Source organism: Shewanella sp. 125m-7, assembly GCF_052977045.1.
Genome location: NZ_JBRILQ010000039.1, coordinates 20,108 through 46,407, shown reverse-complemented (window position 1 = coordinate 46,407; position 26,300 = coordinate 20,108). Strand labels below are relative to the sequence as shown.

General features: G+C 43.9%; 21 protein-coding genes and 1 pseudogene. 5 read left to right on the top strand and 17 right to left on the bottom strand.

Features of this window, described 5'->3' with window-relative positions; translation table 11 throughout:
• Window positions 1–192 precede the first annotated feature (192 nt).
• Window positions 193–852, bottom strand: coding sequence for a glutathione S-transferase (locus tag ACVBIL_RS16340; RefSeq protein WP_447168013.1), 660 nt, complete (start codon window positions 850–852; stop codon window positions 193–195).
• Window positions 853–974: 122 nt separating this feature from the next.
• Here ACVBIL_RS16340 and ACVBIL_RS16335 point away from each other — a divergent pair, with 122 nt between their 5' ends.
• Window positions 975–3,269: a DUF3656 domain-containing U32 family peptidase gene (locus ACVBIL_RS16335; RefSeq protein ID WP_447168012.1), complete on the top strand. Its 2,295-nt coding sequence runs from the start codon at window positions 975–977 to the stop codon at window positions 3,267–3,269.
• 229 nt (window positions 3,270–3,498) lie between these two features.
• Complete coding sequence (locus tag ACVBIL_RS16330; RefSeq protein ID WP_447168011.1) at window positions 3,499–4,347, top strand: mechanosensitive ion channel family protein; 849 nt, start codon at window positions 3,499–3,501, stop codon at window positions 4,345–4,347.
• Window positions 4,348–4,445: 98 nt separating this feature from the next.
• On the opposite strand, the gene ACVBIL_RS16325 is transcribed toward ACVBIL_RS16330, so the two are convergent.
• The 9 genes and pseudogenes from ACVBIL_RS16325 to ACVBIL_RS16285 all read right to left on the bottom strand — a co-directional run bounded on the left by ACVBIL_RS16325 (window position 4,446) and on the right by ACVBIL_RS16285 (window position 13,681).
• Window positions 4,446–4,670: an amphi-Trp domain-containing protein gene (locus ACVBIL_RS16325; RefSeq protein WP_447168010.1), complete on the bottom strand. Its 225-nt coding sequence runs from the start codon at window positions 4,668–4,670 to the stop codon at window positions 4,446–4,448.
• 128 nt (window positions 4,671–4,798) lie between these two features.
• Complete coding sequence (locus ACVBIL_RS16320; RefSeq protein WP_447168009.1) at window positions 4,799–5,245, bottom strand: hypothetical protein; 447 nt, start codon at window positions 5,243–5,245, stop codon at window positions 4,799–4,801.
• Between the two features lie 357 nt (window positions 5,246–5,602).
• Window positions 5,603–5,683 (bottom strand): annotated as a pseudogene (locus tag ACVBIL_RS16315) (hypothetical protein); the annotation flags it as partial.
• Between the two features lie 192 nt (window positions 5,684–5,875).
• On the bottom strand, window positions 5,876–6,973 hold the full coding sequence (gene oleD / locus ACVBIL_RS16310) for a 2-alkyl-3-oxoalkanoate reductase (protein WP_447168008.1): 1,098 nt from the start codon (window positions 6,971–6,973) through the stop codon (window positions 5,876–5,878).
• 6 nt (window positions 6,974–6,979) lie between these two features.
• On the bottom strand, window positions 6,980–8,704 hold the full coding sequence (oleC, locus tag ACVBIL_RS16305) for an olefin beta-lactone synthetase (protein WP_447168007.1): 1,725 nt from the start codon (window positions 8,702–8,704) through the stop codon (window positions 6,980–6,982).
• A 5-nt stretch (window positions 8,705–8,709) separates the two neighbouring features.
• Complete coding sequence (locus tag ACVBIL_RS16300; protein WP_447168006.1) at window positions 8,710–9,645, bottom strand: alpha/beta fold hydrolase; 936 nt, start codon at window positions 9,643–9,645, stop codon at window positions 8,710–8,712.
• 118 nt (window positions 9,646–9,763) lie between these two features.
• A complete protein-coding gene (locus ACVBIL_RS16295) occupies window positions 9,764–10,813 on the bottom strand; it encodes a 3-oxoacyl-ACP synthase III (RefSeq protein ID WP_447168005.1) in 1,050 nt (349 codons plus the stop codon).
• A 260-nt stretch (window positions 10,814–11,073) separates the two neighbouring features.
• On the bottom strand, window positions 11,074–12,390 hold the full coding sequence (locus ACVBIL_RS16290; protein WP_447168004.1) for a methyltransferase: 1,317 nt from the start codon (window positions 12,388–12,390) through the stop codon (window positions 11,074–11,076).
• A 103-nt stretch (window positions 12,391–12,493) separates the two neighbouring features.
• Complete coding sequence (locus tag ACVBIL_RS16285; RefSeq protein WP_447168003.1) at window positions 12,494–13,681, bottom strand: chemotaxis protein; 1,188 nt, start codon at window positions 13,679–13,681, stop codon at window positions 12,494–12,496.
• A 237-nt stretch (window positions 13,682–13,918) separates the two neighbouring features.
• On the opposite strand from ACVBIL_RS16285, the gene ACVBIL_RS16280 reads away from it, so the two are divergent.
• Entirely contained in the window at window positions 13,919–14,161 is a 243-nt protein-coding gene (locus ACVBIL_RS16280) for a DUF1289 domain-containing protein (RefSeq protein ID WP_447168002.1), read from the top strand.
• A 133-nt stretch (window positions 14,162–14,294) separates the two neighbouring features.
• Here ACVBIL_RS16280 and ACVBIL_RS16275 read toward each other — a convergent pair whose 3' ends face one another.
• From ACVBIL_RS16275 to ACVBIL_RS16250, 6 genes are all read right to left on the bottom strand, one after another.
• Window positions 14,295–14,657: a YajD family HNH nuclease gene (locus ACVBIL_RS16275; RefSeq protein WP_447168001.1), complete on the bottom strand. Its 363-nt coding sequence runs from the start codon at window positions 14,655–14,657 to the stop codon at window positions 14,295–14,297.
• Window positions 14,658–14,760: 103 nt separating this feature from the next.
• Window positions 14,761–16,746 (bottom strand): BCCT family transporter, encoded by a 1,986-nt coding sequence (locus ACVBIL_RS16270; protein ID WP_447168014.1) that lies wholly within the window; start codon window positions 16,744–16,746, stop codon window positions 14,761–14,763.
• A gap of 716 nt (window positions 16,747–17,462) precedes the next feature.
• Window positions 17,463–18,173, bottom strand: coding sequence for a phosphate signaling complex protein PhoU (phoU, locus tag ACVBIL_RS16265; protein WP_447168000.1), 711 nt, complete (start codon window positions 18,171–18,173; stop codon window positions 17,463–17,465).
• 21 nt (window positions 18,174–18,194) lie between these two features.
• Entirely contained in the window at window positions 18,195–19,013 is an 819-nt protein-coding gene (pstB, locus tag ACVBIL_RS16260; protein ID WP_447167999.1) for a phosphate ABC transporter ATP-binding protein PstB, read from the bottom strand.
• 31 nt (window positions 19,014–19,044) lie between these two features.
• Window positions 19,045–20,697, bottom strand: coding sequence for a phosphate ABC transporter permease PstA (pstA, locus tag ACVBIL_RS16255; protein WP_447167998.1), 1,653 nt, complete (start codon window positions 20,695–20,697; stop codon window positions 19,045–19,047).
• 88 nt (window positions 20,698–20,785) lie between these two features.
• Complete coding sequence (locus ACVBIL_RS16250; protein ID WP_447167997.1) at window positions 20,786–23,032, bottom strand: ABC transporter permease subunit; 2,247 nt, start codon at window positions 23,030–23,032, stop codon at window positions 20,786–20,788.
• A 258-nt stretch (window positions 23,033–23,290) separates the two neighbouring features.
• On the opposite strand from ACVBIL_RS16250, the gene ACVBIL_RS16245 reads away from it, so the two are divergent.
• Together ACVBIL_RS16245 and ACVBIL_RS16240 are read left to right on the top strand one after the other, a co-directional pair.
• Entirely contained in the window at window positions 23,291–23,791 is a 501-nt protein-coding gene (locus tag ACVBIL_RS16245) for a glycine cleavage system protein R (protein ID WP_447167996.1), read from the top strand.
• A gap of 626 nt (window positions 23,792–24,417) precedes the next feature.
• Window positions 24,418–25,236, top strand: a complete 819-nt coding sequence (locus ACVBIL_RS16240; RefSeq protein WP_447167995.1) for a DUF2797 domain-containing protein — start codon at window positions 24,418–24,420, stop codon at window positions 25,234–25,236.
• Between the two features lie 438 nt (window positions 25,237–25,674).
• Here the strand turns inward: ACVBIL_RS16240 and ACVBIL_RS16235 are convergent, their stop codons facing one another.
• Window positions 25,675–26,247: a DUF4136 domain-containing protein gene (locus ACVBIL_RS16235; RefSeq protein ID WP_447167994.1), complete on the bottom strand. Its 573-nt coding sequence runs from the start codon at window positions 26,245–26,247 to the stop codon at window positions 25,675–25,677.
• Between the last annotated feature and the right edge of the window lie 53 nt (window positions 26,248–26,300).

Below are 26,300 nucleotides of genomic sequence, written 5' to 3'. Positions count from 1 at the left end.
TGGCTACATTAATGGCTACATTAATGGCTACATTAATGGCTACATTAATGGCTACATTAATGGCTACATTAATGGCTTCATTAATGTTAGACACTCATTATAACTCAACAGATTTAAGTTTCAGTTAATATTCGTTAACTAGCAACAAAAGGCTCTTAAAAACGTGCTTTTGATTAAACGCTTTGAATTGCTTTACAAATCATTAGCGCTAAACACTATCCCTTCCCCTGTTTCTAGCCATAATGGATGCTGAGTCATTACTTTGCTAAACATTCGACTTTGTAAATAACTATTAAGCCAATCCCTCACATTGGGATAAGGTGATTGCCGATACCATTGGCGCTCGACCCGAGCAAACTGGCGTATAAAAGGTAACAAGGCTAAATCAACCAAACTGGGGCTATCTGAGATTAAATACTTGTGTTGGGTTAATCGTTGTTCAAGCCCCTTTAAATAGGTTTCACAGGCCTCTCTATCTTCAATAAGAGAAGCTTCATGGTAGCGTTTTGAGCAACGATACTTCTCTAAGCAAACTTTAAACTCCGTATCAAAAACCGTGATAAGCGCGAGCATCTCATCTAATGCTTGTGGATCTGTGTTATCGAGATGGTCATCTGGATCACTTAAGGTTAATGCCCACAGCATCACCTCAAGGCTCTGTTCGATAACCTTACCATCTGCTTGTACCAAAACCGGCACTGTGCCTTTAGGTGATGCTTGAAGAAGTTCAAGCGGCTTATTACTTAAGACGAGATCCCGCAACTCAACCTGCAGCCCCGAGGCATAGATAGCCAGTCTTGCACGCATTGCGTACGGGCAATTTCTTAACGAGTAGAGTACGGGTAATTGCATGCTTTTATCCATTGTGACTTGCAGAGCTCTATTAGCAAATGCGAATAATTTACTTTAACGATATTCATTCGCAAAATATACGGGTAACATCCCCCCTAAATTTATGACAACAAGTGGTAACCATGGATCCGAAAATTGAATTATTAGCCCCAGGTGGTGATGTCGATGCGATAAAAGCGGCCATTATTGCAGGAGCCGATGCTGTTTATTGTGGCTTAGATACGTTTAACGCCCGTAACCGCGCCGCTAATATTTCCTTTGAAGAACTGGTTGGCATTATTAGACTTGCACACCAATACCAATGTGAAATATTTCTCACGTTAAATATCGTTATCTTAGAGCAAGAGTTTAAGTCTCTCGCTAAGCTATTAAGTCGCCTAGTTAATACCACCTTAGATGGTGTTATCGTGCAAGACATCGGTATGTTCCACCTGCTTACCAAGCATTTCCCGAGCTTAGCAATCCATGCATCCACGCAGTTAACCACCCATAATGCTGGCCAACTGCCTTTCCTTAAAAAGCTTGGCGCGTCACGGGTAAACTTATCAAGAGAACTTAACTTACGTGAGATCACGGCGCTCACTGCAACCGGTCGTGAGCACGACATTACCACAGAGGTGTTTGTACACGGCTCCTTGTGCATTGCTTTCTCAGGTTTATGCTATTCCACCTCAGCAAGTGTCGGTAACTCTGGCAATCGCGGTCGATGCAGCCAAGCATGCCGTGAAGAGTATCAAACCACGCCATCGGGCAATAACTTCCCGCTAAACATAAAAGATAACTCGGCCTTTTTCGACCTCCCCGCATTAATTGAAGCGGGAGTGCATTCATTTAAGGTTGAAGGACGCATCAAAGGCGCGAGTTACGTCCATACCGTGATAGATAGCTTCCGAAAACAAATAGACGGCTACTTAGCCACAGGTGAGCTACTCGAAGATGGCGAACGCCTTTATAAAGTATTTAATCGAGATTTGACTAACGCCTTCTTAAAAGGCGATTTAAACCAATCGATGTTTATCGATAATCCTCGTGATCACTCGAAAAACCATCTAAAAGACAAGTTAACTAACAACGGCAGTCAATCCATCTCGGTGGTGCAGATCCACGATGCTGAGCAAGCACTGCAAGTCGAAAAAAGCCATATCCAGGCAAGCGTGACCGATAAAATAAAACACTTAAGCATTGAGAAGCTACCGCTAACGCTCGCCTTTGCAGGCAAGCTCGGTAGTCCACTGACCATTAGCGTTAGCACCAAAGACTTTGTTGTGGGACAAACCCAGCTTGAGGCAAAACATTTTGTGGTGCAATCACGCAGCTTACTGGTCAACAGTGACGATGCGTGTATCGATAGTAGCGCCATTGAGAAACGTTTTAAAAGTTTAAACAATGCCGAATTTAATCTGCAACAACTCAATATCGACGACTTAGTGGCAGGGTTAAGTATCCCGTTTAAAGAACTGAGCGTGCTTAAAAAACAGATACAATTTCAACTCAACCATGAAACGCCAGTATTGCCCACAGTTGAACTGCCTAAACTGGTTAATCATCCAAAGCCAATACCTAGCCAGCAAGCAAAACTGTCGATATTAATCTGTGATGAGGCCGATACAGCGCTACTCGATGCCTGCGACGCCGACATTTACTTTAAGCTTCCTGATGCTTACAAGCGGGGTTGCACTCAATATGTTGATTTCTTAAAAGCTAATCCACGACTCATCCCTTGGTTTCCATCGGTATTAATTGGTAAAGACTTTGATGTGGCCATCAACCTATTAGAGCAAGTTAAACCGGCACTGATAGTGACCAATAATACCGGTATTGCCTACCGAGCATACGAGCTAGGTATTAAGTGGATTGCAGGGCCGTTTTTAAACACGACTAACTCCTATGCGTTACTTGCATTACAGGAGCAGTTTGATTGTAGTGGTGCCTTTGTCTCAAATGAGATAAACCTGCAGCAGATAAAGCACATTGCTCGCCCAGCAAACTTTAAAATGTTCTACAGCATTTACCATCCTATTCTATTGATGGCCAGTAGGCAGTGTTTCTTCCAACAGAGTGTTGGTTGTGAAAAACCCCGTATCGATAATGGCTGTATGTTGTCATGCGATAAATCGACAAGCATTACCAATCTTAAAGGTGATAATTTTGCGATTGATAAGCAAAAAGCGGGCTATCCAAGTATTTACAATCAAGATCAGTTTTTAAATACTGAGATTATTAATGATCTTGCTCATCTATTCGATGGCTTTATGATTGATCTGACCAATATCGGTTTAGGTGATAAAACCGCCCCCGATAAAGTGGCGATCATAGAGCAATTTGAGCAGCTATTGCAGGGCGAATCTCAGGTCGTCGACACGCTTAATCGTATGGTGCCGCAATCAACAGTGAGCCAGTATCACAACGGTTTATAATAACCAAAACGTCAATCCCTTCGCATGAGGGGTATTGGCGGCGTTATCATTTAAGTGATAGAAAGCATTCGTGTGATCTTAAGCTATAAAAACCGCTTGTTTTAGTCAGGCTATCGCCATAACACGATAATATTGCTTATAATGCTGTAGATTAGTATTAATAAATCACTACCTTACAGTGATGACTCTGCGAACGTTTTATTTTAATTGAAATCCAAAAGAGGGCTTTGTGGAAAAACTAACACTCGTGGTCGATTTTTTATTAAACCATAAACTGTTACTTACAGTCCTCGTCATCGTCTTAATTTCAATGATTAAGCGCTTAATCATTTCGCAAATTCGCGGTGATGTGGCGTTTCTCACTGAAATTCAGCGCAAGTGGATGTCCCGCACTAAAAACTTCACTTTTATCTTAATCCTTGTCATTTTGTTTATGCTGTGGCAAACAGAAATCAATAAATTTGCCCTGTCGGTTACCGCGATTGCGATTGCGTTTGTTGTGGCCTCAAAAGAGATTATTCTCTGTTTTACCGGCTCGATACAAAGAGCCAGTTCACGCTCATTTGTGATTGGCGATTGGATTGAAGTAGGTAAAATATGTGGCGAAGTGATTGAACACAACCTCATGGCGACTGTTATTCAAGAAATTGATCTATACCACGGTCAGTATCACTTCACAGGTAAAACAGCCACCCTGCCTAATAGTATGTTTTTCAGCTATGCGGTCAAGAACCTTAATTTCATGAAGCGTTATGTCTACCATGACTTTCATATCACTGTGGTGGAATTTTATAACTTATATCCGCTGTTTCCTGAGCTTTTTGAGAAGATTGAAGCCCACTGTGAAGACTTTTATGAGGTGGCTAAACGCTATAATGGCATTATTGAAAAACACGCAGGTGTCGATTTGCCTGGACCAGAGCCACATATCCATATTAATAGCGGCGCTAATGGTGAGCAAAATGTTCATATCATGATTTTCTGCCCAACCGAGCAAGCGATACATCTAGAACAGCATATTCGAGAAGACTTTATGATTGCCTACCATGAGGCCTTTGGTAAAGAGGAAACCCTCTAATACTTACAGACGGGTGATTGCGGCAGGCCTCAGACATAGCATTGAAATAATTGTGTGCTTAATATCTGTGTACTGCCCTAATCGAAATACATATTCAGTTATGCATGTGACCACTTGATCTGAAATTCAATTTCTTCTTCTAAGTCACCTCGTTCGTGTTCAACGCTATACTCAGCACGAACAGGAACATAGACTCGTTCACCTGCAATTTGAATTTCAAATTTGTCCCCTGACTCAAGTGAATCGGCAAGACGCCTAAGTTTGGCGGCGAACTCGGCATTGGTGTAACCTTTCTCAATATCTCTATTGGTTTTTTGACTCACGTTCCACTCCTTATCCTTAGGTTCACTCTCATTATTAACGATTCTAAAGCAACTATGTTGAACTGGATTTTGAGCCACTTTGTTCCATTTGGAATTGAAGTTATCTCTGCTCTAGTTCTGCTCTAGTTTTAGTCTAGTTTGAACCAGACTTCCAGCTCTTTCAATTGCCCCTCTTCGGTGCGTTTAGTACGCCACTCACGACCTTCAAGCTCATAGGTAAAGGCAAATGACACACCAGGCTTTACCCCAAATGAATTAAGCTCTGGAAACTCAATATAATCTGTCGCCGTATACTCATAGCTCCCAGTAGCTGCAGCCCAAAACTCATTGACAGGCTTTTTATCGGTACCGGTGTTTTTAATAGTGGTAAAGCTAAAGTGGTTAGCAGTGATTACCTTAATTGCACTGAGTTTCAGATCGGCATAATCAACCCAGTTACCCTTACCGTCTAGATATTTACCTGACACAAGCTTCCAACTACCCATAAATGGATTTTCAGCCCCGCTGGCAGGAAATGCAATAAAAGCACCTAACGATATAATGGGCATCAACTTTAATAGCGTTTTGATAAACAAGTTTTAATTCCTTTTATAGTTTGTCGACCTATTGATAATTCAATACAACTGAGCTGCGATAGTTACAGGATAAAGCTCTGGCCACAAAATTCTAATCAAAAACCACTTCAATCCCTTCAAGCTTAACCCATTTTTGACATCATTCGGTATAAACAGAAATGGTCGGGGTTGAGATTGGATTTTCTACGCTGATCTCACCCGCAAAGTTACCAACGGGTACTGCTATAAAATCGGCCATAATATCCATAGTGAACCACAAAGTGCCGCCACAATTAGGGCGAAATAGGTCACTAATGGTTGTGAGTTCATCGCCAATATGTTGATAATACTGACTAGAACCGTCAAAAGTAACCTTACTTAGCAGATATCGGGCTTGTATGGAAATACGCTACCAGTGCGCTTTTGACAAGTATGACAGTGGCAAATGGATATACGCTGCGGCTCACCTTATACAATTAACGATAGTGGACCACAGTCACAGCTTGCGTTCAGCATAATATCCTCATGTTTATCATTTTAGAATATGACAAATCGTACTCTTACCATAAAAAAAACAGCAAATAAATTGCTGTTTTTTTTATCAGAAGTGAGTCTTAACCAGCCTCCAGTTAGGTTTTATTCTGCTCTTGTTTATTGTAAAGAGGTCTTAAGTCGCTTCATCCCTTCATCAATACTCACTAAGGCACTGTAGCCGAGATCGTTTTTAGCCGCGCTAATATCAAAGTAATGACTGGTTGAAAGCTGACGCGCGACAAAACGCGTCATAATGGGTTCATCTGTTTTACCCAATAAACCATAAACAGACTCAAGCACGCATCCTGCGATATAGGCTACATGACTGGGCACTCGCTTTGTCACTGGTGCAAACCCTTGGCAGGCGAGGATTTTGTTTAGCATCGCCGCCATAGTGATCGGCTCATCGTTACTCAAATAATAGGCTTTACCAGCACAAGCGGCACGACTCGCATCTTCACTGCAAAGTTTAACTGCGGCCAAGATATGAGCGTAAGCTGCATTGCCCACATAGATGGTATCGACTAGCTTGTCTTGCTTGCCCACCAGCTTCAATTTACCTGCTACTGCACGTTCAAGCACTCGTGGGACGAGATGCGGATCGTTTGGGCCCCAGATTAAGTGAGGCCTTAAGGCGGTGGTGCCTAAGTGTTTACCATTATCAAGCTTTTCACCGTTAGCGCTCAGCATCATCTGCTCTGCTATCGCCTTCGATTCACCATAATAGTTAAGAAACTGCTTAGCATAAGGTGCGGATTCATCATTGCCTGCTTCATCTTCCCCTGCAAAGGTGACACTTGGCGTGCTGGTGTAAACCAGACGTTCAATATTACACTTTTTACAAGCATCGATAATGTGGTGGGCACCGTCGACATTAGGTGAGAAGTAGCTTTGTTTACTGCCCCAGACCCCAGCCTTTGAGGCCACGTGAAACACCACATCACAGCCTTGCATAGCCGTTAACACTGCCGGCTCGTCAGCGATATCACCTTTGATCATATCCACGCCCATTGCATCTAATGCCGGATATGCTCCGCGGGCAAACCCGGTGACTTTAATACCCGCAGCGAGTAGACGCTCACAAATGGCTTTACCTAAGAAGCCCCCCGCTCCAGTAACAAAGGCGCGATTAACCTGTTGCTTAAGCGCTAACAGCGCGGCCTGCTCTTGGGGTAAAAAATCATTCAGACTAGGCGTATCGATTACATTGGACAAAGTACACTATTCCTTAATTTGTTTTTGCGCCCAAACTGCTAGCTTCTCTCTAAAAATCTTAGCGTTATGACGAATATCAACGGGAAAGTCTGCATGAATAAGAAAACGCTCAATACCTTGAGTCTGCGCATGTTGCTCGGCAATCGCTCTAAGCTCACTATAAAGCACACCAGATAGTGAGCAGGCTACTGACTGTCTGAGCTCGATACAGATTAACGGCGTCACCTTCCCCGCCACCTTAACAGCCACTAATGCACTGCGCTTTACGTCGCTATGAGTATTAAAAATGCGTTCGCAGGGAATAGAGTAATAACGTTTAGTCTGGTTATTGGTTGCAGGTAAAGCATCTGCGTCGACTCTATGCGCCTTACGGCCACACATCCACAGTAAGCCATCACTATCTAGATAGCCTAAGTCGCCCATACGATGGCGAATATTGTCACCATCTTGAATTTTTGCCACTTGGGTTGCGCTATCGCGCTGATAATAACTGCGGCTAACCATAGGCCCTTTGACGACAATTTCGCCTATGGCATCAACGGGCAAGGCTAAGCTGTTGTGCCAATGTGCAATCGGCTGCTCATCAATCGCTATGATTGCAATATCAACGCCATCAATGGCGTTGCCGACACAAATTCCGCCGCCGTTATCGGTGACAGCGGTGGTATCGAACAGAGCACTGCTCGCCATTTTACTTATGGGTAACGATTCGGTCGCGCCGTATGAATTGAGCACTTCAACGTCTTGATTAAGCATTAAGCTAAAGCGTTTGATCGATGCAATCGTTGCGGGAGCGCCGGCGGAGATCACACGCTTAATACTAGGCAGTTTGTGTTTGTTAGCTTCACCCGCTTGTCCTAAGCGTTCAATCAAGGCTGGGTTTACAAACATATTGCTACACTGATACTTCTCTATTGCAGCAAAAATAAAAGCAGGATTTGCGGTAATCGGCTTACTGGCATCCATATCGGGCACAATTGATGCCATACCTAATGCGGGGCCAAACAATGAAAATAGTGGAAAAGTGGCTAAATCGCGCTCACCAGATTTAATCGCATAGTCATTTTTAAGCGCGCTAATTTGCGCCTCAAACATCTTGTGCGAATACACCACACCTTTAGGCGTGCCTGTACTGCCGCTGGTAAACAAAATTGCTGCCATGGCATCTTCATCAAGCCACTGCATCTTAAACGGCTTGTCCGCCGTCAAGGAGCCCGCATTAGCCAATATCGTCTCGACACTAACCGCTCCGGTCAACGCGCGAATAAGCGGCGAACCACCAACATTAATTAGATACTTAACGCTGGATTTACCCCAGCCAAATAGGCGCCGAGCAATATGGGCTTTGGGGATCCCAATAAACACATCGGGCTTAGCCTCTTCAAAACACTGCTTAAGATTTTTAACGCCCATGCCGGGGTCAACCAAAATAGGCACGATACCCGCCTTAAACAGCGCGAACGTTAAGCTGAAAAAGTCGATACTTGGCGTCACCATCAACACAGCTTTCATACCCGGAGCTAAGCCGTAATGCAGCAGCGCGTTAGCGAGCTCATCACTTTTGGCGTTCAGAGTGTGAAAATCCATCTCTTGATAATGCAGGCCGCTCACGGCTTTACCATTAGATTGCTGCACAGCAACGGCAAGAGAAGTGGGATTCGTTTCTGCGGCACTAACTAAATGACGGCACAAATTTGCGCCGTCATTGTTTTGATTAAACTGACTCACCATCGCGATTACGCTACCGACTCATCGTTTGTTGCCGATACGGCTTCCGCCTTGGGCTTAGCCTCTAGCTCAGTTTCAGCGATAAAGTCTTTGATGTGACCTATCACCTCATCACTGGCATCTTCAAGAATATAGTGACCACAATCGCTGAACTCATGCACCTTGGCATGGGGCATTCTCTGCTTCCACTCATCTAAGAAGTGCTTATCGAATACAAAATCCTGCAAGCCCCAGCAGATCACGGTTGGCACATCTTGGAATTTAGACAGACTAGCAGCAATATCTGACACGAGTTCATAATTACGATCGCCAGGCTTCAACGGAATATCTTGCACAAAGCGCAATGTCGAAATGCGGTTTGCCCAAGAGTTAAATGGTGCAACATACGCTTCGCGAATGTCTTTGTGCATAGGTTTACGCTTAACACCCACGTAAGAGGCTGCCGATGAAAACGCATTAAAGCCACGCACTAACAATGTGCCAAGCATGGTATTACGACAAATCGACAACGCCCAAGGAAAGGGCTTACTCTCAGGTAGATGAAACGCGCCGGTATTAAGAATGACTAAACGTTTAATTCGCTCTGGGTGGCGCGCAGCGTAACCCATACCAATCATTCCGCCCCAATCATGCACTACAAGAGTGATGTTTTCTTTTACACCTAAGTGTTCAAGTAAGGCTTCTAAATCATCGATACGGTTTTTAAGGGTGTAGTCGTAACCACTGTCGTCAGGCTTATCCGACAAACCGCAACCAATATGATCAGGCACAATACACTGATGTTTATCACTTAACGCGCTAATAAGATTGCGATAATAAAAAGACCAGCTCGGGTTGCCATGTACCATAACGACAGGCTCACCTTGGCCTTCGTTTACGTACTGAAGTTTGTTGCCGTTTCTATCTAGGTAATTACGTTTAAACGGGTGCAGAGTGTCTAGCATGAGGGTTCCTCATCTTGCTTATACTTGTCGGACGCTGATTCAGCTAAAGAGATAAATGCCTGTAAAATTTACAGGCATTATGATTTACACGAACGTTTACGCTCTTGATAATCGTGACTTACCACTTAAGACCTAACATCATGCAGTTCAAACCACTGCCGATCCCCAAAAAGCTGACCTGATCGCCACTTTTCAAAAAGCCTTGGTCATGCGCCATTGCTGCGGTAACAGGCAAGGAAACCGTGCCCATGTTGCCAAGCAATTTATAAGTTGGAAATTCTTTCTCTTCAGGGATATTTAAGGCACTCAGTACATTGCGACGATTCGATGCGCCAACCTGATGACAAATCACTTTATCGACTTGCTCAACCAACCAATTACGTTGCTCAAGAAAATGGCTCCACGTATGACGCGCAAGCTCAACACCTTCTTTTAGCAATGCCACACCATTGGTGCGCATATACTCGCGATACAGCTGCGGGCCCGCTTCTTCAAGCCCCCACTGGCATAAATCATAATGCTGTGGCGCCGACAAATGACTCGCACCGAGTAACTGGTGTTGGCGATTACCTTTAAGATTTAAACTGCCATCGGTTAATAGCACTGCAACAGCGCCTGAGCCGCCCGTTAGGGTTGCTAACGACTGGGCATAGTTTTGCATCGTTGGTTCTGCCAACATCTTATCTATGGTGATATCAACGATATGACGCGCTGACTCACAAGAGACCACCAGGCCAGCTTTAATCTGACCAAGCTCAATACGGTTAGCAATATCTAAAATGCCCGATAGCACACCTAAACATGCGTTGCTGATATCGTAAATGGCCGTATCTTTTGAGACGCCAAGCTCCGCCGCAATACGGCAAGCCGTAGCGGGTTCGTGTTGGTCGCGGCAAACTCCAGTGTAAACCACTGCGCCCAAATCACTGATCTGCACGCCGGTTTCAGCGATGGTTTTGTGCGCAGCCGCTAAGGCGCCATCAGATAAACGGTGCCCTTTTGGCCACCAGCGTCTTTCATGGATCCCGGTTAAGGCTGCAAGCTGCCCCATTGGAATCCGAAATTTTTGGTATAAAGGCGCTAAACGAGACTCTAGCTCCGAAGTCGATACAACTTCAGGCGCTAGCTCATAGGCCATACTATTAATAAAAACGCGGGAATATTTCATGAAACTGCTTATCGTCACTCACAAGATCGGCCCAATAACAGCCTATCTAGATAGTTATTTATTATTAACCAGCCATTTGAGCAAGAAAAAGCAGATGATTCAATAAAAAACCTCATTACTGAGATGTTTTAATCTTAATACTCATCGACTTGATTTAGCTAATGGCCTCATTTTTCGCGCTGATTCAATCATAGCTAACTTAATTACAACTTAATAAACAGTTTGTTACGAGAGGATTAAATTAAGCTAGCTAGAAAATACTATTTAAATGCGTGAATTAACGCATTTCGCGGTGTAATACTGTTCGAACAAAATTCACTCAACTTTACTTGGTAGCCCTGCTCTTCTAAAAAGCACACTCTATCGAGTATTAGCCACTGCTCCATTAACGCCCTAAACAAATGAGCCACGAGATCAATACGTCGAGTGAGTCGCTGACGTTGCTCACCAATATCTCGATAAGCATCGTAATCAACATCTAGGGGCAAGCATACCCCTTTAGCGTCTGCCGCCCAGCGACAAAAATCTGCGAATTCAGCATTTAACTGGCTTTGTTTGACTGAAGGTACAGGTAAATATTCATCAAGACCACGTACCTTGCGTTGCAACGCATCAAACCCTAGGCGCCAAGCCATCTCTTGCAACCTGTACCCCTTATGCTTATCGTTAGCGATAACGCTTTGCTGCAAAGGCAATTGTAGATCGGCCCGGCTTAATTTTGGTTCATCGCAGATTAGTGCGCTTGCCTGTGCCACCTGTGATAACGCTTGATAGTGGTTAGCTTGAATTAAATGATAACAACAAGGTGATATCACCAACTGCTTAGTGCCGGCGTTACTGGCATGCTTTAGCAAGGTTACATGTAAGTCACCACAGGCATGCAGTGCCACTGCTAGCTGTTTTGGATGTAACTGCTCACTTTGGCCAGCAAAGGCGTCAGCACAAATAAAGCTTTGCGGTAATTGCCACTTTGCCGCAAATTGTTCGCCTGCTGCACATAGGCTTTGTTGCCACTCAAGACTGACCACCTCTCGATGATGGGCTTTGGCAATGAGTCGACCTAAATGGCCTTTGCCAGCGCACCACTCAAGTACAGGCGAATCATCACGAGGCAGTGTGGCTACGAACGCATTAATTTGTTGCCACTTACGCCCTTTAATATGCGCGCTAAAATGGGACTCATCTGTTTCATCAAGTAAACGGGCTTGTTCAGCGTTTGGAGCAAGCTGAACATCTACTGATTTTGTCTCTCGACCAATAGCCGATTGGGAAAATAATTCAAGCTGCCATTGTAGGCCTTGCGCTTGTAGATCTGCCACCAACGCAGGCAACAATGTCTCGTTAAGCCTTTGCTGACATGCATCAATAGCCTCTAGTGAGTCATCACTTAATTGCCAAACCGTTTTAGCTAGACTTGGAAAGGTATCACTCCAAGGCAGTTGGTCGCACTCAAAAGAGCGGCTACGCCATAACTGCTGACTCTGAGTTAACAGCGCGTCTATCCGCTTAAGTCTCTGCGCTGCGCTAGGTTCGCCGCTATGACTCAAGGCTGAGCTTTGATTTGAAGTGATAGTCATCTTTTTACTAATTTACTGTTCCAATACACTGAGGTTTAAAGCTGCAATAAAAACGAGCACCCTTGGGTGCTCGTTAGTTTAACATGTCATCGGTTCAATCCGATTAGGCTTTTTGTTCGGCTTGTTCGGTCTGGCGATTTAACACACCTTGCTTTTTAACTTGCATACGCTTACCTAACCAAACCCCCAAGCCTAATGGCGCAAAGAACACCACAAGCAGGAAGAGTACAAAGTACAAGATCAGACTTTTTAGGGTTTGAGTCAGCTCTTGAAAAACCACTTCGATAGCATTTTGTGAAATCTGCTCTAAATCTACCGCTGCAGCAGCGCGCTCACGGGCAACCATAGCCTCTAAGGCAACGCGCTCGTTTTTCACCATAATTTCTAGCGCCTGACGCTCAACTGAAAGTTGCTTTAGCTTGTCATCGGTACTAGCACTAAGCTTGTCTAATAACGGCGTTAATTCTTTACGCATATCCACCGCTAACGCTTGCATCATCTCAGGGCTTTGTGCCATTAACTGCTGAAACTTAGCCGAGGTGTCACTAATATTTGTTAGCGTACGCTGAATTTCATCGGCGTTAATATTAGAATGTAAGGCGTAAAGCTCGGCTTTCCAGCCTAAGATTTTTGGCATCTGCTCGGCAATCATCGCCATACGGTCAGAGATATCACTCATCACTTCTGGCACTGTACCAAAAGTAGTAATGGCATCAAACTCGCTGAGTTGGTGAAACTCAAGCCAGTCAGTAAACGCAGATTCCCGCGCAAACGCCATATCTTTAATGGGGTGACTTGCCACATATTGTTTAACAAATTCTTGGTTCTTTTTGAAGTTTTCCGCACCAAAATTCTTAATCGTACGTTCAAACTGATCACGTAATTTAATACTGGCATCTATGGCCACTTGTTGCTGCTCGGCAAATAGGTTTTTACCCGCGCCAGTTTCAAAGAACTGCGCCATCTGCTCGGTAAACACCCATGTATCGACCATGGCCGCGGTCGGTGATGCTTGGAAAATCGTGTGTTGCAAATTCTGCTCGGCGTTAATCTTCCACATCAAGGTGTTGGACTGAACCGGGATGCTATCGGTATTACGCTCGATTAAATCGGCAGCGCTTTCTATCTGACTGTAGAAAACGGTGCTGAAGTCACGACTAAAAACTCGCATATTAAGTTGATCTTTTGGCAGCGGCTCAATACCACTTTCCAATTTAATTTCAAGCAGTGAACACGCACTGGTTAGCACGGCAACAACAGCTATCACACAAAAGCGAAACACCGCTTTCATAACTCCTCCAAAAAACACACAATTCATTGAATATTATAGTAAAAATAATTGACTAACAATTCTAGCACTAGACTTCAACAATACCTATCGCTATGTCTGCTACTGATCATTAGCACGCATACGCATTAGGCTTACCAATACAAAGTTCTAGGCCGATAAAAGAGTTTCATTTGTAAGTTAATTCTAGCTAACTTAAAATCTGCCGCAAATTCGAACAACAAATACAAGGCTAACTTTATGAAGCTTTCACCTTGCGTGGCTAAATGCGGCCTAAATGATGAAGATTACTGCATGGGCTGTTATCGCCATATCGATGAAATTGTCGGTTGGGGGCAAGCAAGTGATGAACAGAAAACATTAATTTGGCAAAAGCTTGCCGAGCGCAAAGCTAAGATGCAAGGCGGGGAAAATAGCGCCATTCTAAGTAGGGCTAAATGGATAGAAGCTGAGCAAAAATTAAAGCAAGAAAAAGCTGACTAACTTGCAATATGGTTACTGCAGGCTAATAAAGGGGAACTTGCTAAAGAAGATGGATTAGCGATTGTGAACTGAAAACAAAAAAGCCGCTATAAGCGGCTTTTATAAATTAGCTTTTTATAAAAAGCTTGGGATGTTACTTTTTCAGCATGCTCTTCAAATCCGCAAACGGGTTGTACGTCGCAGCTTCAACTTTATTTTCAGTGGTTGAACCATACTGAATCAACTCTTCAAACTTAGAATGCTCATTGTCATGGCAATAGAGGCATAAGAGTTCCCAGTTAGAACCATCTGATGGATTATTATCGTGATTATGATCACGATGATGCACCGTCAACTCTCGCAGGTTGGCATTATTAAACTCACGAGTACAACGGCCACATACCCAAGGGTAAAGCTTAAGCGCCTGCTCACGATACCCAACCTCGCGCTTGGCTTTATACTCTCTCGCTTCGGCTAATACTCTATCTAACTTACTTTGCCCTTGATTGATCGACATGCTCACTCTCATTAAAGTTTGTTACCTAGGCGCAATTGTAACATTGAGCCTAGGTAAATTTCACCGCAAATTACTGACTAACGTTTTTGGCCGTAATCGACAACTAAGAGTTAGTTTCACTGCTTAAATACTCTGAACTGGATAGGTGCAGGTAATGTAAGTATTTCTCATACTGAGTCACCACATCCGCCAGGATCTGTTCTTGAGTAAAGCCCATCACGTCATAGTGCTGACCGCCGTGCTCTAGGAACACTTCTACGCGGTAGTAGAAATTATCACCATCATCATTGCTAACGTCACTGTCTAACGGATTAGAGATGGTATAGGCACGAATACGCAGGCCATAGACAAAATCGTTATGATCTTCACTATGAACCACAAAACGCACACGATTATCGAAGTTTAAGATCTCTGCCGAAATCGAGCGATTCAAGAAGCTTTCACATACTTTTGTTAGTGCAGGCTGTGCCACTTTATCAAGGAAGTCTTGCGCCTCTTGCTGGCTTGGGTGAGACAGCAATACATCAATATGCGACTCCCAGCTCACGTTCGTTTTAGTAAACTGCACGCTAGTGTTATGCGATTGCACACTGTTGATTTTCAACCAGTCATCTTTCAGCGCTTTGTAAAGACCAAAGCACATGAATAGCATAACGATGAGAAACGGCAATGCACTTGCAATTGCTGCTGTTTGTAATGCTTGTAAGCCACCGGCTAATAGCAATACTGATGCAACAACGCCTTGCATTAAAGCCCAGAAAATACGCTGCCAAACCGGTGCATTATGGTCACCGCCTGAGGTCAAGTTATCGATAACTAAAGAACCAGAGTCAGATGATGTCACGAAGAAAGTCACCACTAAACAAAGTGCAATTGTCGATAGCAATGTAGAGAATGGCAAATGTTCAAAGAACACAAACAAGGCAACCGAAACATCAGTTGATACCGCGTCAGACAGATACGTACCGCCATTTGAAATCACATCTATCGCACTGTTGCCAAAACCTGTCATCCAAAGGAATGTCAGCGCCGATGGCACAAACAACACACCCACTAAGAATTCACGAATTGTACGGCCACGCGAAACACGAGCAATAAAGGTACCTACAAATGGAGACCATGAAATCCACCAGCCCCAATAGAGTAGTGTCCAACCGCCAATCCAATCGTTCTTCTGCTCATAGGCATATAAATTAAACGTCTTACCGACGATATCACTTAAATACGCTCCGGTGTTTTGTACGAATGCTTGCAATAACTCAACCGTTGGGCCGAATAACAATACAAACAAAAGTAGCAATACCGCTAACAGTAGGTTTAATTCACTTAAACGTTTAACGCCTTTATCAAGACCAGAGAACACAGACACTGTCGCAATAAGACAAACACCGATAATCAAGCAAACTTGTACCGTGGTATTAACGGGCACATCTAATAAGTAGTTAAGGCCAGAGTTTAACTGTAATACACCAAAACCAAGTGAAGTCGCGACACCGAACATGGTACCTAATACCGCAAACGTGTCGACAGCATGACCAATTGGGCCATAAATTTTGTCACCAATTAACGGGTACAAGGCACTTCTTGGGAGTAAAGGAAGCTTATGACGGTATGAGAAATACGCCAAGCTTAATGCAACAACCGCGTAGATAGCCCAGGCATGAACACCCCAGTGGAAGAAGGTGATCTTCATGGCATCTTTTGCAGCTTGAATCGTCAAAGGATCCGCATCTGGCGGAGACATGTAGTGCATCACAGGTTCAGCGACGCCGAAGAACATCAAGCCGATGCCCATACCTGCTGAGAACAGCATCGCTATCCAGCTCTTATAGCTGTAATCAGGCTCGGCGTGATCAGGGCCTAGCTTGATATCACCAAAGCGACTTACCATCACAAAAATAATAAAAATAAGAAATACTGCAACGCCTAGGATATAAAGCCAACCCGCTTTAAGTTCAAACCAAGATTGCGCCATTTTGAAGAAATCTTGCGATTGAGTTGGCCATATGGCACAAACAGCAACCATTAAGGTAATTAAAATAACAGATGAAAAAAAGACTGGTGGATTAATACTCGATTTTATCGACATATAGTTACCGCGGTTAAGGAAGTACACGCAATAATTCTGCCTTGCGCGACAAGGCCGCCAGAGATTAAAAGTGCATTTAGCTAATATAAAAATACACTGGCGGAGTTATTATTATGTTTTTTTCTCTTAAGTGAGACTCACCTTAAGCGTTTTTTAAACCTGATCGCTTATCCAATATCCATGAGGATAAGAAAGTGGTCTATTCAGCGTTACTTTTTGCTGTTTAACTCAACGCGATTGAGTGAAGCAATGATGCTCACTTTGACCCCATTGAACACCAAACTCTCGCTGGATGGCCACACCTCTATTCATGTTAGTATTGAATCTAGATGAGACTTTTGATTATTTAACATCTCATACCAATCGAGTTAAATAATACTTAAACTCTAATCGCTAGAATAAACTAAAGAAATAAGCACTTACTTACCCTGAAAGGCACTACAAATCACATTGAATAGCCCAACCTAAAAATGCCGATAAGAGGCCTGTTCAGCTATTGAATAGAATTTGACTTACGGAGAAAAACAACACAATTATCACTTACACTATACATTATTTCCTGACTTCAGGTTTTCGTCTATAGCACAAAAACAAAAAAGCAGCTTATCGCTGCTTTTTTGTATTATCAAACTCAACATTTAGCAAGAATTGTGAACTTAATCTCGTTGCGTTTTTTTAACAATTTAATTAACGCCAAAAACAATTGCTTGAAAATGCTAAAGTTTGAGGTCTTTTTCCATCTCTTCATAGGAGATATGGCGCACATCTTTACCTTTCACATAATAGATAATGTACTCACAAATGTTCTGACAACGATCTCCGACTCGCTCTACTGCACGCGCAGCCCAAAGTACGTCTAATACTTCAGGAATTGAACGAGGATCCGCCATCATATAGGTCATTAACTGACGAATAATGCCTTCATACTCTTTATCAAGTTTGCTATCTTCTTTATGCAGCTCAAATGCGACATCGGCGTCCATACGCGCAAAAGCGTCCAATGTTAAGTGCAAAGTGCGGGTGGCATGACGCCCCATGTTTTCAATACTCACCAATAAAGGTTGCTGGTTCTTGGAGCGCTTATCCATGGCCGCTTTAGCAATTTTCACACAGGCATCACCGATACGTTCTAAATCGGTAATCGTCTTGGATATCGCTAATACAAGACGTAAATCGCTCGCCGCAGGCTGACGCTTAGCGATAATACGAGCACACTCTTCGTCAATAGCCACTTCCATGCCATTAACTTTGTGATCGCCCTCTATAACCCTTTGTGCTAATTCAGAATCCAGCGCAGAAAGCGCGTCTAATGACTGCTCAAGCTGACGCTCAACTAAACCGCCCATTGCCAACACGTGATTACGAATATCATCAAGTTCAGCGCTAAACTGGCCAGAGATATGCCTATTTAAATTCATGTTTTCCATTACATTTACCCTCTATCTCAATTAACCGTAACGGCCAGTTATATAATCTTCCGTCTTCTTCTGCTTCGGCATCGTAAAGATGGTATTAGTGTCAGCATATTCAATCAGCTCCCCCATATACATGAATGCCGTTTGATCTGACACGCGCGCAGCCTGTTGCATATTGTGGGTAACAATAACAACCGTGTATTTAGACTTAAGGTCGGTGATCAACTCTTCAATGGTCAAGGTTGAGATAGGATCCAATGCTGATGTGGGTTCATCAAGCAATAAGACTTCTGGCTCAATGGCAATCGCACGCGCAATCACCAAACGCTGTTGCTGGCCACCCGATAACCCAAACGCGTTATCATGTAGCCTATCTTTGACTTCATCCCAAATTGCGGCACCGCGCAAAGAGCGCTCTGCTGCATCATCGAGTTCGCGGCGATTATTAACGCCTTGCAAGCGCAGACCGTAAACCACGTTTTCATAGATTGATTTAGGGAATGGGTTTGGACGCTGGAACACCATACCGACGTTACGGCGTAGCGCCGCCACATCTACACGCTTGTCGTAAATGTTTTGTCCATGCAACATGATCTCACCACTAATATGGCAATTATCGACCAAGTCATTCATTCGGTTAATACAGCGAAGTAGCGTTGACTTACCGCAACCACTAGGGCCAATGAATGCCGTCACCTTTTTCTTAGGGATCTTCATCGATACATCAAACAGTGCCTGTTTATCACCATATTTAAGATCTAAGTTACGGATCTCTAGGGTTGTTTGTTCTTTTGTTAAGTTTTCTAGGTCTAGCATATCAGTCTTCATTACCGATTGATCTATTGAAATCATGTTGTTTCCTACTGCTAAGGATAATCGTCAATTAATGCTCAAGCGAACGATATTTTTCGCGTAAGTGGTTTCGTACACCAATGGCAGTTAAGTTAAGAGCCACAATTACCGAGACCAAAAGGAATGAAGTAGCGTATACCAAGGGGCGCGCCGCTTCTACGTTAGGGCTTTGGAAACCAACATCGTAGATGTGGAAACCTAAGTGCATGAACTTACGTTCTAGATGCACAAATGGGAAATTCATATCAATTGGCAGCGTTGGTGCTAGCTTTACCACACCTACTAGCATCAAGGGAGCGACCTCACCTGCCGCGCGAGCAACGGCCAAAATCAACCCCGTCATAATGGCAGGGCTCGCCATTGGGATAATAATGCGCCATAGCGTCTCGGCTTTAGTTGCGCCAAGCGCTAAACTACCTTGGCGAACAGAACTTGGAATACGGCTTAAACCTTCTTCGGTCGATACAATCACCACAGGCAAAGTTAGAATAGCGAGCGTTAATGCAGACCAAATCACCCCTGGTGAACCAAAGGTTGGCGCAGGTAATGCCTCTGGGTAGAACAACTGATCCAGCGTGCCACCAAACATATACACAAAGAAGCCTAAACCGAATACGCCATAAACAATTGATGGCACGCCGGCTAAGTTGATTACCGCGATGCGGATCATCTTAGTGACTGGGCCCTTCTTGGCATACTCGTGTAAGTAGATTGCCGCGATAACCCCAAATGGTGTCACAATTACCGCCATCAGCATCACCATAAACACAGTGCCGAAAATCGCAGGGAACACACCGCCTTCGGTATTGGCTTCGCGTGGATCATCGCTGACAAATTTGCCCACACCTATAAACCATTGGCCAATTTTGCCCATTAAGCCTAAACGGTTGGCGTAAGTGACATCTAAAATTGTATCTAATTTAAGTGTGACTTCTTCGCCGCGCATATCGCGGATAACCACAGAATCTCGCCCTGCTTGAGTTTTAAGGGCAAAGAACTCTTTCTCTACCACTAAATACTCTGCGTTTAACTTGGCACTGTCGGCTTCGATTTGTGCTTTTCGGCTTGCCGTTAAGGCATTATCGAGCTCAAAACGGCGCGACTTTAAACGTAAGTTCTCCAGCTCATAGTTAATTGAACCTATCACGCCTTTTTGAATATCCAGCGCTTGATCATTTAACTCAACGGCACGCTCAATATGTGACGCAAAATCAGCTTCGATATTTTGCGAGGTTAGACGTTTACCCTCTTCAATAATCGCCACAGGGAAGCCATAGAAGTCACCATTTTTACTGCGCTCGATAACGGCTATATTTTCAGGCTTAGAACGAGAGATAATATTTGTCGCCAAAATCCAACGGAAATCTAAACCTACAAACTCACGGTTACCGGTTTTGACCAAATAGCGGGTGATGTTCTCGCCCACTTCTGAGTCGAACTTATGCCCGGCATCAAGCAAACGCTCTGTAGGTACTTCTTCTTTATCGTAGATTTCACCAATTAAGGTGTAGCGCTCGCCTTGTGGGGTTTTCATCTCCCATTGATAGATATCTGCCGGCCAGAAGTAGCTCAGGCCTCGCCAAGCAATTAGCAGCAATAGGCCCAGAACTGCAATCAAACAAATACTGACAGCGCCACTGGTCATCCAAATCCAAGGAGAACCCGATTTAAACCACTTACCCATTAGCTAAACCTCTTAAAGCAACTGGTGAACGAGTATTTATACAAGTCGTAGTAACATTCATTTTCTTATCATCCATAACAGTGAGCGATTAAAGCGAGCTGTAACGTTCACGTAGACGCTGCCTCACCACTTCCGCAATAGTGTTGAAGAAGAAAGTAAAAATAAATAGCACGAAGGCCGCTAAGAACAACACACGATAATGTGAGCTACCGATGGCAGATTCAGGCATTTCTACTGCAATATTTGCAGCAAGTGTTCGCATGCCTTCAAATACACTCCACTCCATAATTGCTGTGTTACCTGTGGCCATCAGTACAATCATGGTCTCGCCAACAGCTCGGCCGAGTCCCATCATGACGGCAGAGAAAATACCAGGACTTGCGGTCAACAATACAACTCGGGTTAATGTCTGCCATGTGGTTGCACCCAGTGCCAAACTGCCGTTTGATAGGTGACGCGGCACCGAGAACACCGCATCTTCTGCAATGGAGAAAATCGTTGGGATAACCGCAAAGCCCATGGCGATCCCCACGACTAGCGCGTTACGTTGATCGAAGGTAATACCGAGCTCGTTGGTGATAAACATACGAGTATCACCGTCAAATAAGGCCAACTCTAGACTAGGGCTAATCGCAAACGAGAACCAGCCAATGAAGATAATCACGGGTAACAACATCAGCTCTTGATAGGTTTCGGGTAGGCGCTGCTTCCATTTAGCAGGCAATTTGTGCCAGGCATAGGCGGTACTTAAAATCGACACCGGCAGTAACACCAGTAAGGTCAAAATCCCTGGTAAATTGTCTTCAATCAGCGGGGCTAACCAAAGACCGGCTAAGAAGCCCAGGATAACCGTGGGTAGTGCTTCCATAATTTCAATGGTCGGCTTAACAATGGCGCGTACTTTAGGCGACATAAAGTAAGCGGTGTAGATTGCGCCTGCAATGGCTAATGGCGTCGCAAACAACATCGCATAAAGCGCAGCTTTCATGGTGCCAAATGCCAACGGCATTAGGCTCAGCTTGGCTTCAAAGTCATCAGAGCCTGAAGTCGACTGCCATACATACATGGGTTCAGGGTAACCTTCGTACCACACCTTCTCCCACATCGCGCTCCACGAAACCTCAGGGTGAGAATTCGATACACTAAATAGATTCAGCTTGCCTTCTGCTTCAACAATCAAGGCGTTTGAACGAGGGCTAAAACCAACAGTGCCAGGATTATTAAGCTTGAATTTCTCAGAAAAAAGCTCTCTTTCACTGGTGGTATAAAGCAGACTTAATTCACCATCTTCGGTTATGGTGACAAAACTCTTACGGTAGAACTCTGAGGCAACACTCTTAATATCGCCCTTAACGTTAAAATCACGAATTTCTTGATACTGGCGACCTTGCTGCCCATTAACTTGAAAGTATTGCTGTACTACGCCTGAGTCATAGCTAACCAGCAGCGAACTTGCCCCCGCTAATAGCGTCACGTTAGTCTTACCACGCTCAAGAGATAACACTTGGCTTAAGCTAACGTGTTCGGCATCGCGAATATCGTAAATAAATAATTTATTATCGGAGCTTAAAATCAGTTGCCGCTGATCTGGCGTCATCAATTGCTGCTGAACATTAACTGGAGAGTCTGGAATGATGCTGTTATAGGTAAGCCATTCGACCTCTTCGGTCATCATGTTCTCTTCGCCTTCTTGGCGAGAAAGGTGCCACACTTTATCGTCGGTTTGATAAACAAAGCTCATTTTGTCGCTACTGTAATCAAACACTAAATGGGTTAACGCACGTCCCTGCTCATCGACTGTGAGTGCTTGGTTATCATTAGAAAAATGAAGCTTTGGCGTGATTAGGCGTTTATTATCAGGGTAGGTCACGCCAAATTCAACACCAACGATAATGGCCTGACCATTGCTCAGGCCTAGTGCAAAGCGCTGCTCGCTCGCCATTGCAGCAGAACTACTCACCACGTGCGTGCCAGCAGGTGTGTTAATTTGCTCACTTCTGACCAGCTGGGCGGTATGCGTATCGTAAAAATCAACTTTCCCCAATTGTGACACTCGGTACATGATTTCATTTTGCTCATCGCTACCGACCATTAAGGCTGGCTTACTATCATGAAATTGAGCACTAACAACAGGTGTGACTTCCGCACCGTCGAAGATAGGCTTTACCACATAAAGTAGATAAAAGAAGATCAGTAACAGCGCAACAAATACCATGGTTCCACCAATGGTGACACCAATTTGGGCTGCTTTATCCTTGATTGCTCTGCGCGAATACCCATTGTTTATCAATAGGTTTTTTGCTGCAGGTTCAGGTTGAGATACCTGAGTTTCCATTAAGAACCTCGATTATTTTAAAGCCAGTCAAACTTTAACTGGGATTGAATTAACGACTATGCTAACACTAGTGTTTTAAAACAGTTTCTGCGCATGCGTAATTTAATGTGGTGCATTATATGACGCAAAAATGACACTAGTGTTACAACGGTTAACTTATACGGATCAGATTTTAAGTTGGGCTATTTTAGGCGTTAAGTAAGCGCATAACCAACAATAACTATCAGACTAACTAGATAAATAAGGGAGTAATATCAAATGTTAAGATACCTAGTTACCCTACAAGCAAATGATAGAGAAGGCTTAGTTGAGCAAATCGCTCATGCGGTTAGTCGCCATGGTGGCAACTGGTTAGATTCTGAACTACGCCATATTGACGGAATTTTTGCAGCAATCTTACTGCTAGAAGTCCCAGCCGCTCATTGGGATGAATTAGTAGAAAATCTCGAGATGCTTGAGGGAGTATCGTTAACCTACTCCAAAACCAGTAAGCCACAAGCTAAAAATAAGCATGTAAGTTACTCCCTCGTTGCCTATGACAGACCGGGGTTAGTACATGAGATCTCAAATAAAATTAGTGCTCTTGGGATCAATATTGAGCATATGAGCACACGTTATGAAACTGCTAGCCATACTGGCATTGCGCTGTTTAGAGCCGAGTTTAATGTGGGTATGAAAGATGCTAATGATGAAGTTCTATTGACTCAAGCCCTGTACAGCATGGGCGATGATGTGGTGCTTGATAACTTGTCAGATTAATTAGCAAAACAAATAAGCTGCTATTTTCTTGCCAAACAGCAGCTTATTTTTATGATTTACCTTGTTCAATGATACCTTGCGATTGTTGCCAAGCGGCAAAGCCACCTACCCTATTAAGCAGCGGCGTTAGGCCCATATCATGGGCTTGTTTCGCCGCATAAAGTGACCTAAGCCCATGTGCACAAGAAAACGGCATTATGTACTGGGCAATTAGGGGCAATTAAAAACGCCACGTTCAACCTAGATGAGCCTCTATCTAACAATTTGGGGTGTCTTAGTTATTTTTCCCGAGACAAAAACACAAGCCGGATAGCGGTGTCATAGTCGTCGAATTTATTGGTACTTAGCTCATATTTGGACAAAGCTATTCACCACGGAGGACACGAAGATCACGGAGAAGAGCATCAGCCGAGGCCAGTTAAGCTCTTCATCTCCGTGTTCTTAGTGAAAGCGCAGCGCTCCGTGGTGAGATGAGTGCTTTGATAAAAATGATGTTAACGCTAAATTTATGCGTTGAGTACACACAGTTTTGGCGCATTTCCAAGTTAGCAATCGAAAAAACCATTCCAAAGCGGGTATAACAATCTGTTAGACTAAGCCCAAATATTGATAAGAATTAAAATGTCATGCTTGGAACCTTAAGAAAAATGCGCAGCCACTTGGATGAAAACCATGTGGTGCAATACCAACTACCTGTTGGTGAAGAATTATTAGATCTTAACCCTCTGATTGGTCAGCAACTTACGCTAACTCATACCGGTAAAATCTTCTGTTGTAGCTGTGGTAAGAAAACGAAAAAGAGCTACTCACAAGGTCACTGCTATGTGTGTATGCAAAAGCTTGCAAGCTGTGACTTGTGCATTATGAAACCTGAGACTTGCCACTACGCTGCAGGTACTTGCCGTGAGCCATCTTGGGGTGAGGCTAACTGCTTTGTACCGCATTATGTTTACCTATCTAACACCTCAGGTGTCAAAGTCGGTATTACCCGCCACACTCAGCTGCCGACTCGTTGGATAGATCAGGGTGCTACCCAAGGTTTGCCTATTTTTAAAGTAGAAACTCGTCTGCTATCTGGTTTAGTTGAAACCGCCCTAGCCGAAATGATTGCAGACAAGACTAACTGGCGCACTATGCTTAAGGGCAATGCCGATGATCTTGACCTTAAGCAGCAAGCTGAAACGTTAATTCCGCACATTAGCGAACGTTTAAAAGAGATCACCGCTGAACATGGTGAGTTTGCAGTGTCGCAGCTCGATGAATCCATTCAAGCGATTAACTATCCAGTAAGCGAGTTCCCGACCAAAATTAGTTCGCATAACTTTGATAAAAACCCTGAAGTATCGGGGATTTTGAAAGGGATCAAAGGCCAGTACTTAATCTTTGATACCGGCGTGATTAATGTGCGTAAATTTGGCTCTTATGAAGTCAGCGTGAATTACTAGCAACTAATGACTAGTTTTGCTAGTGGCAGCTTCAGACTGACTGCGCAGCGATAACCCTCAGTCTGTGCCTAAGATTAGCGATAGTGAAACCAGAAATGCCCTGCTAATGCAGGGCATTTTTATGGCGACTATACCCAAGTTACCTCAAGATGCAGGATTCAGAGTGATCTCAGCGTGTTTAATTCAAGGAAAATGAGTGCTGGAATGGCATTCCCTTTTAAACTTATTTGACACAGAAGTAGATACGCTGAGTCACTCCCGAAGGGCGAGTTTTATTGGCTTCTACTCTGCGTTGCCGATTTTTAACGTAGAGCGACTATGCTTACAAATCTGCGCCTTGATTAGCAGCCAATAAATTCTCGCTGAAACGAGCATCTTGAAGTAGCTTGGGTATATATTTAAGATAGCACCCGCTTTAACATAGACCGCTTGATAGGATTAAACCGTTGGAATAGGTTTTAGCATGGTCGACAATAAACGCTCGAAGCGCTGCTCTCTTTGTACTGGGTTATTATCAAGATCGGTAAAACCTTGGGCTAACACTCGCCAGATTGGTATCGGATTATGAGGAGAAAATAGCGCGACTAAGACTGAACCTTTTTCATAGTTTTTATCTACGCCCTCTGTTGACAGACCCGCAACGAGACCTGCACGTTTCAAGATCTCTTTATCGCTCATCTCAGACTCCAGCGCGACACCGAACCCCACCAGTAAGCTAGGCGTTTCATTAGCAGTCGCTAAATGAAAGCCCTTTGCCTGCATCGCCTGAGCAATTGCGTGTTGCATATGCTTAACCACAACCTCATTATCAATCTCATCACTAGCGTGAACAGCAAACATGCTTGGGTGCCAAGCAAAGGCTTTAGTGGATTGGTTTAATCGACTAAGATCGCCCGTTGTCACCATAGTGGTGCGTGTTACCGCCATTTCAGCTTCTACGCTATCGGTTGCAGTGCAGCCTGTAATTAGCGTTAGCCCTGTTAGTAGCAATAAGACATAATTTTTAATCATAGGTTTAATTCCCTTTGTATGTACCGCTCCAGCGTAACACTTGAAACATTAAC

Bases quoted from the DNA above. Each gene is read 5' to 3' on its own strand.
- ACVBIL_RS16340 (WP_447168013.1), bottom strand. From the start codon at position 852: ATGCAATTACCCGTACTCTACTCGTTAAGAAATTGCCCGTACGCAATG.
- ACVBIL_RS16335 (WP_447168012.1), top strand. From the start codon at position 975: ATGGATCCGAAAATTGAATTATTAGCCCCAGGTGGTGATGTCGATGCG.
- oleC (WP_447168007.1), bottom strand. From the start codon at position 8,704: ATGGTGAGTCAGTTTAATCAAAACAATGACGGCGCAAATTTGTGCCGT.
- ACVBIL_RS16300 (WP_447168006.1), bottom strand. From the start codon at position 9,645: ATGCTAGACACTCTGCACCCGTTTAAACGTAATTACCTAGATAGAAAC.
- ACVBIL_RS16295 (WP_447168005.1), bottom strand. From the start codon at position 10,813: ATGAAATATTCCCGCGTTTTTATTAATAGTATGGCCTATGAGCTAGCG.
- ACVBIL_RS16290 (WP_447168004.1), bottom strand. From the start codon at position 12,390: ATGACTATCACTTCAAATCAAAGCTCAGCCTTGAGTCATAGCGGCGAA.
- ACVBIL_RS16285 (WP_447168003.1), bottom strand. From the start codon at position 13,681: ATGAAAGCGGTGTTTCGCTTTTGTGTGATAGCTGTTGTTGCCGTGCTA.
- ACVBIL_RS16280 (WP_447168002.1), top strand. From the start codon at position 13,919: ATGAAGCTTTCACCTTGCGTGGCTAAATGCGGCCTAAATGATGAAGAT.
- ACVBIL_RS16275 (WP_447168001.1), bottom strand. From the start codon at position 14,657: ATGTCGATCAATCAAGGGCAAAGTAAGTTAGATAGAGTATTAGCCGAA.
- ACVBIL_RS16270 (WP_447168014.1), bottom strand. From the start codon at position 16,746: ATGTCGATAAAATCGAGTATTAATCCACCAGTCTTTTTTTCATCTGTT.
- phoU (WP_447168000.1), bottom strand. From the start codon at position 18,173: ATGGAAAACATGAATTTAAATAGGCATATCTCTGGCCAGTTTAGCGCT.
- pstB (WP_447167999.1), bottom strand. From the start codon at position 19,013: ATGATTTCAATAGATCAATCGGTAATGAAGACTGATATGCTAGACCTA.
- pstA (WP_447167998.1), bottom strand. From the start codon at position 20,697: ATGGGTAAGTGGTTTAAATCGGGTTCTCCTTGGATTTGGATGACCAGT.
- ACVBIL_RS16250 (WP_447167997.1), bottom strand. From the start codon at position 23,032: ATGGAAACTCAGGTATCTCAACCTGAACCTGCAGCAAAAAACCTATTG.
- ACVBIL_RS16245 (WP_447167996.1), top strand. From the start codon at position 23,291: ATGTTAAGATACCTAGTTACCCTACAAGCAAATGATAGAGAAGGCTTA.
- ACVBIL_RS16240 (WP_447167995.1), top strand. From the start codon at position 24,418: ATGCTTGGAACCTTAAGAAAAATGCGCAGCCACTTGGATGAAAACCAT.
- ACVBIL_RS16235 (WP_447167994.1), bottom strand. From the start codon at position 26,247: ATGATTAAAAATTATGTCTTATTGCTACTAACAGGGCTAACGCTAATT.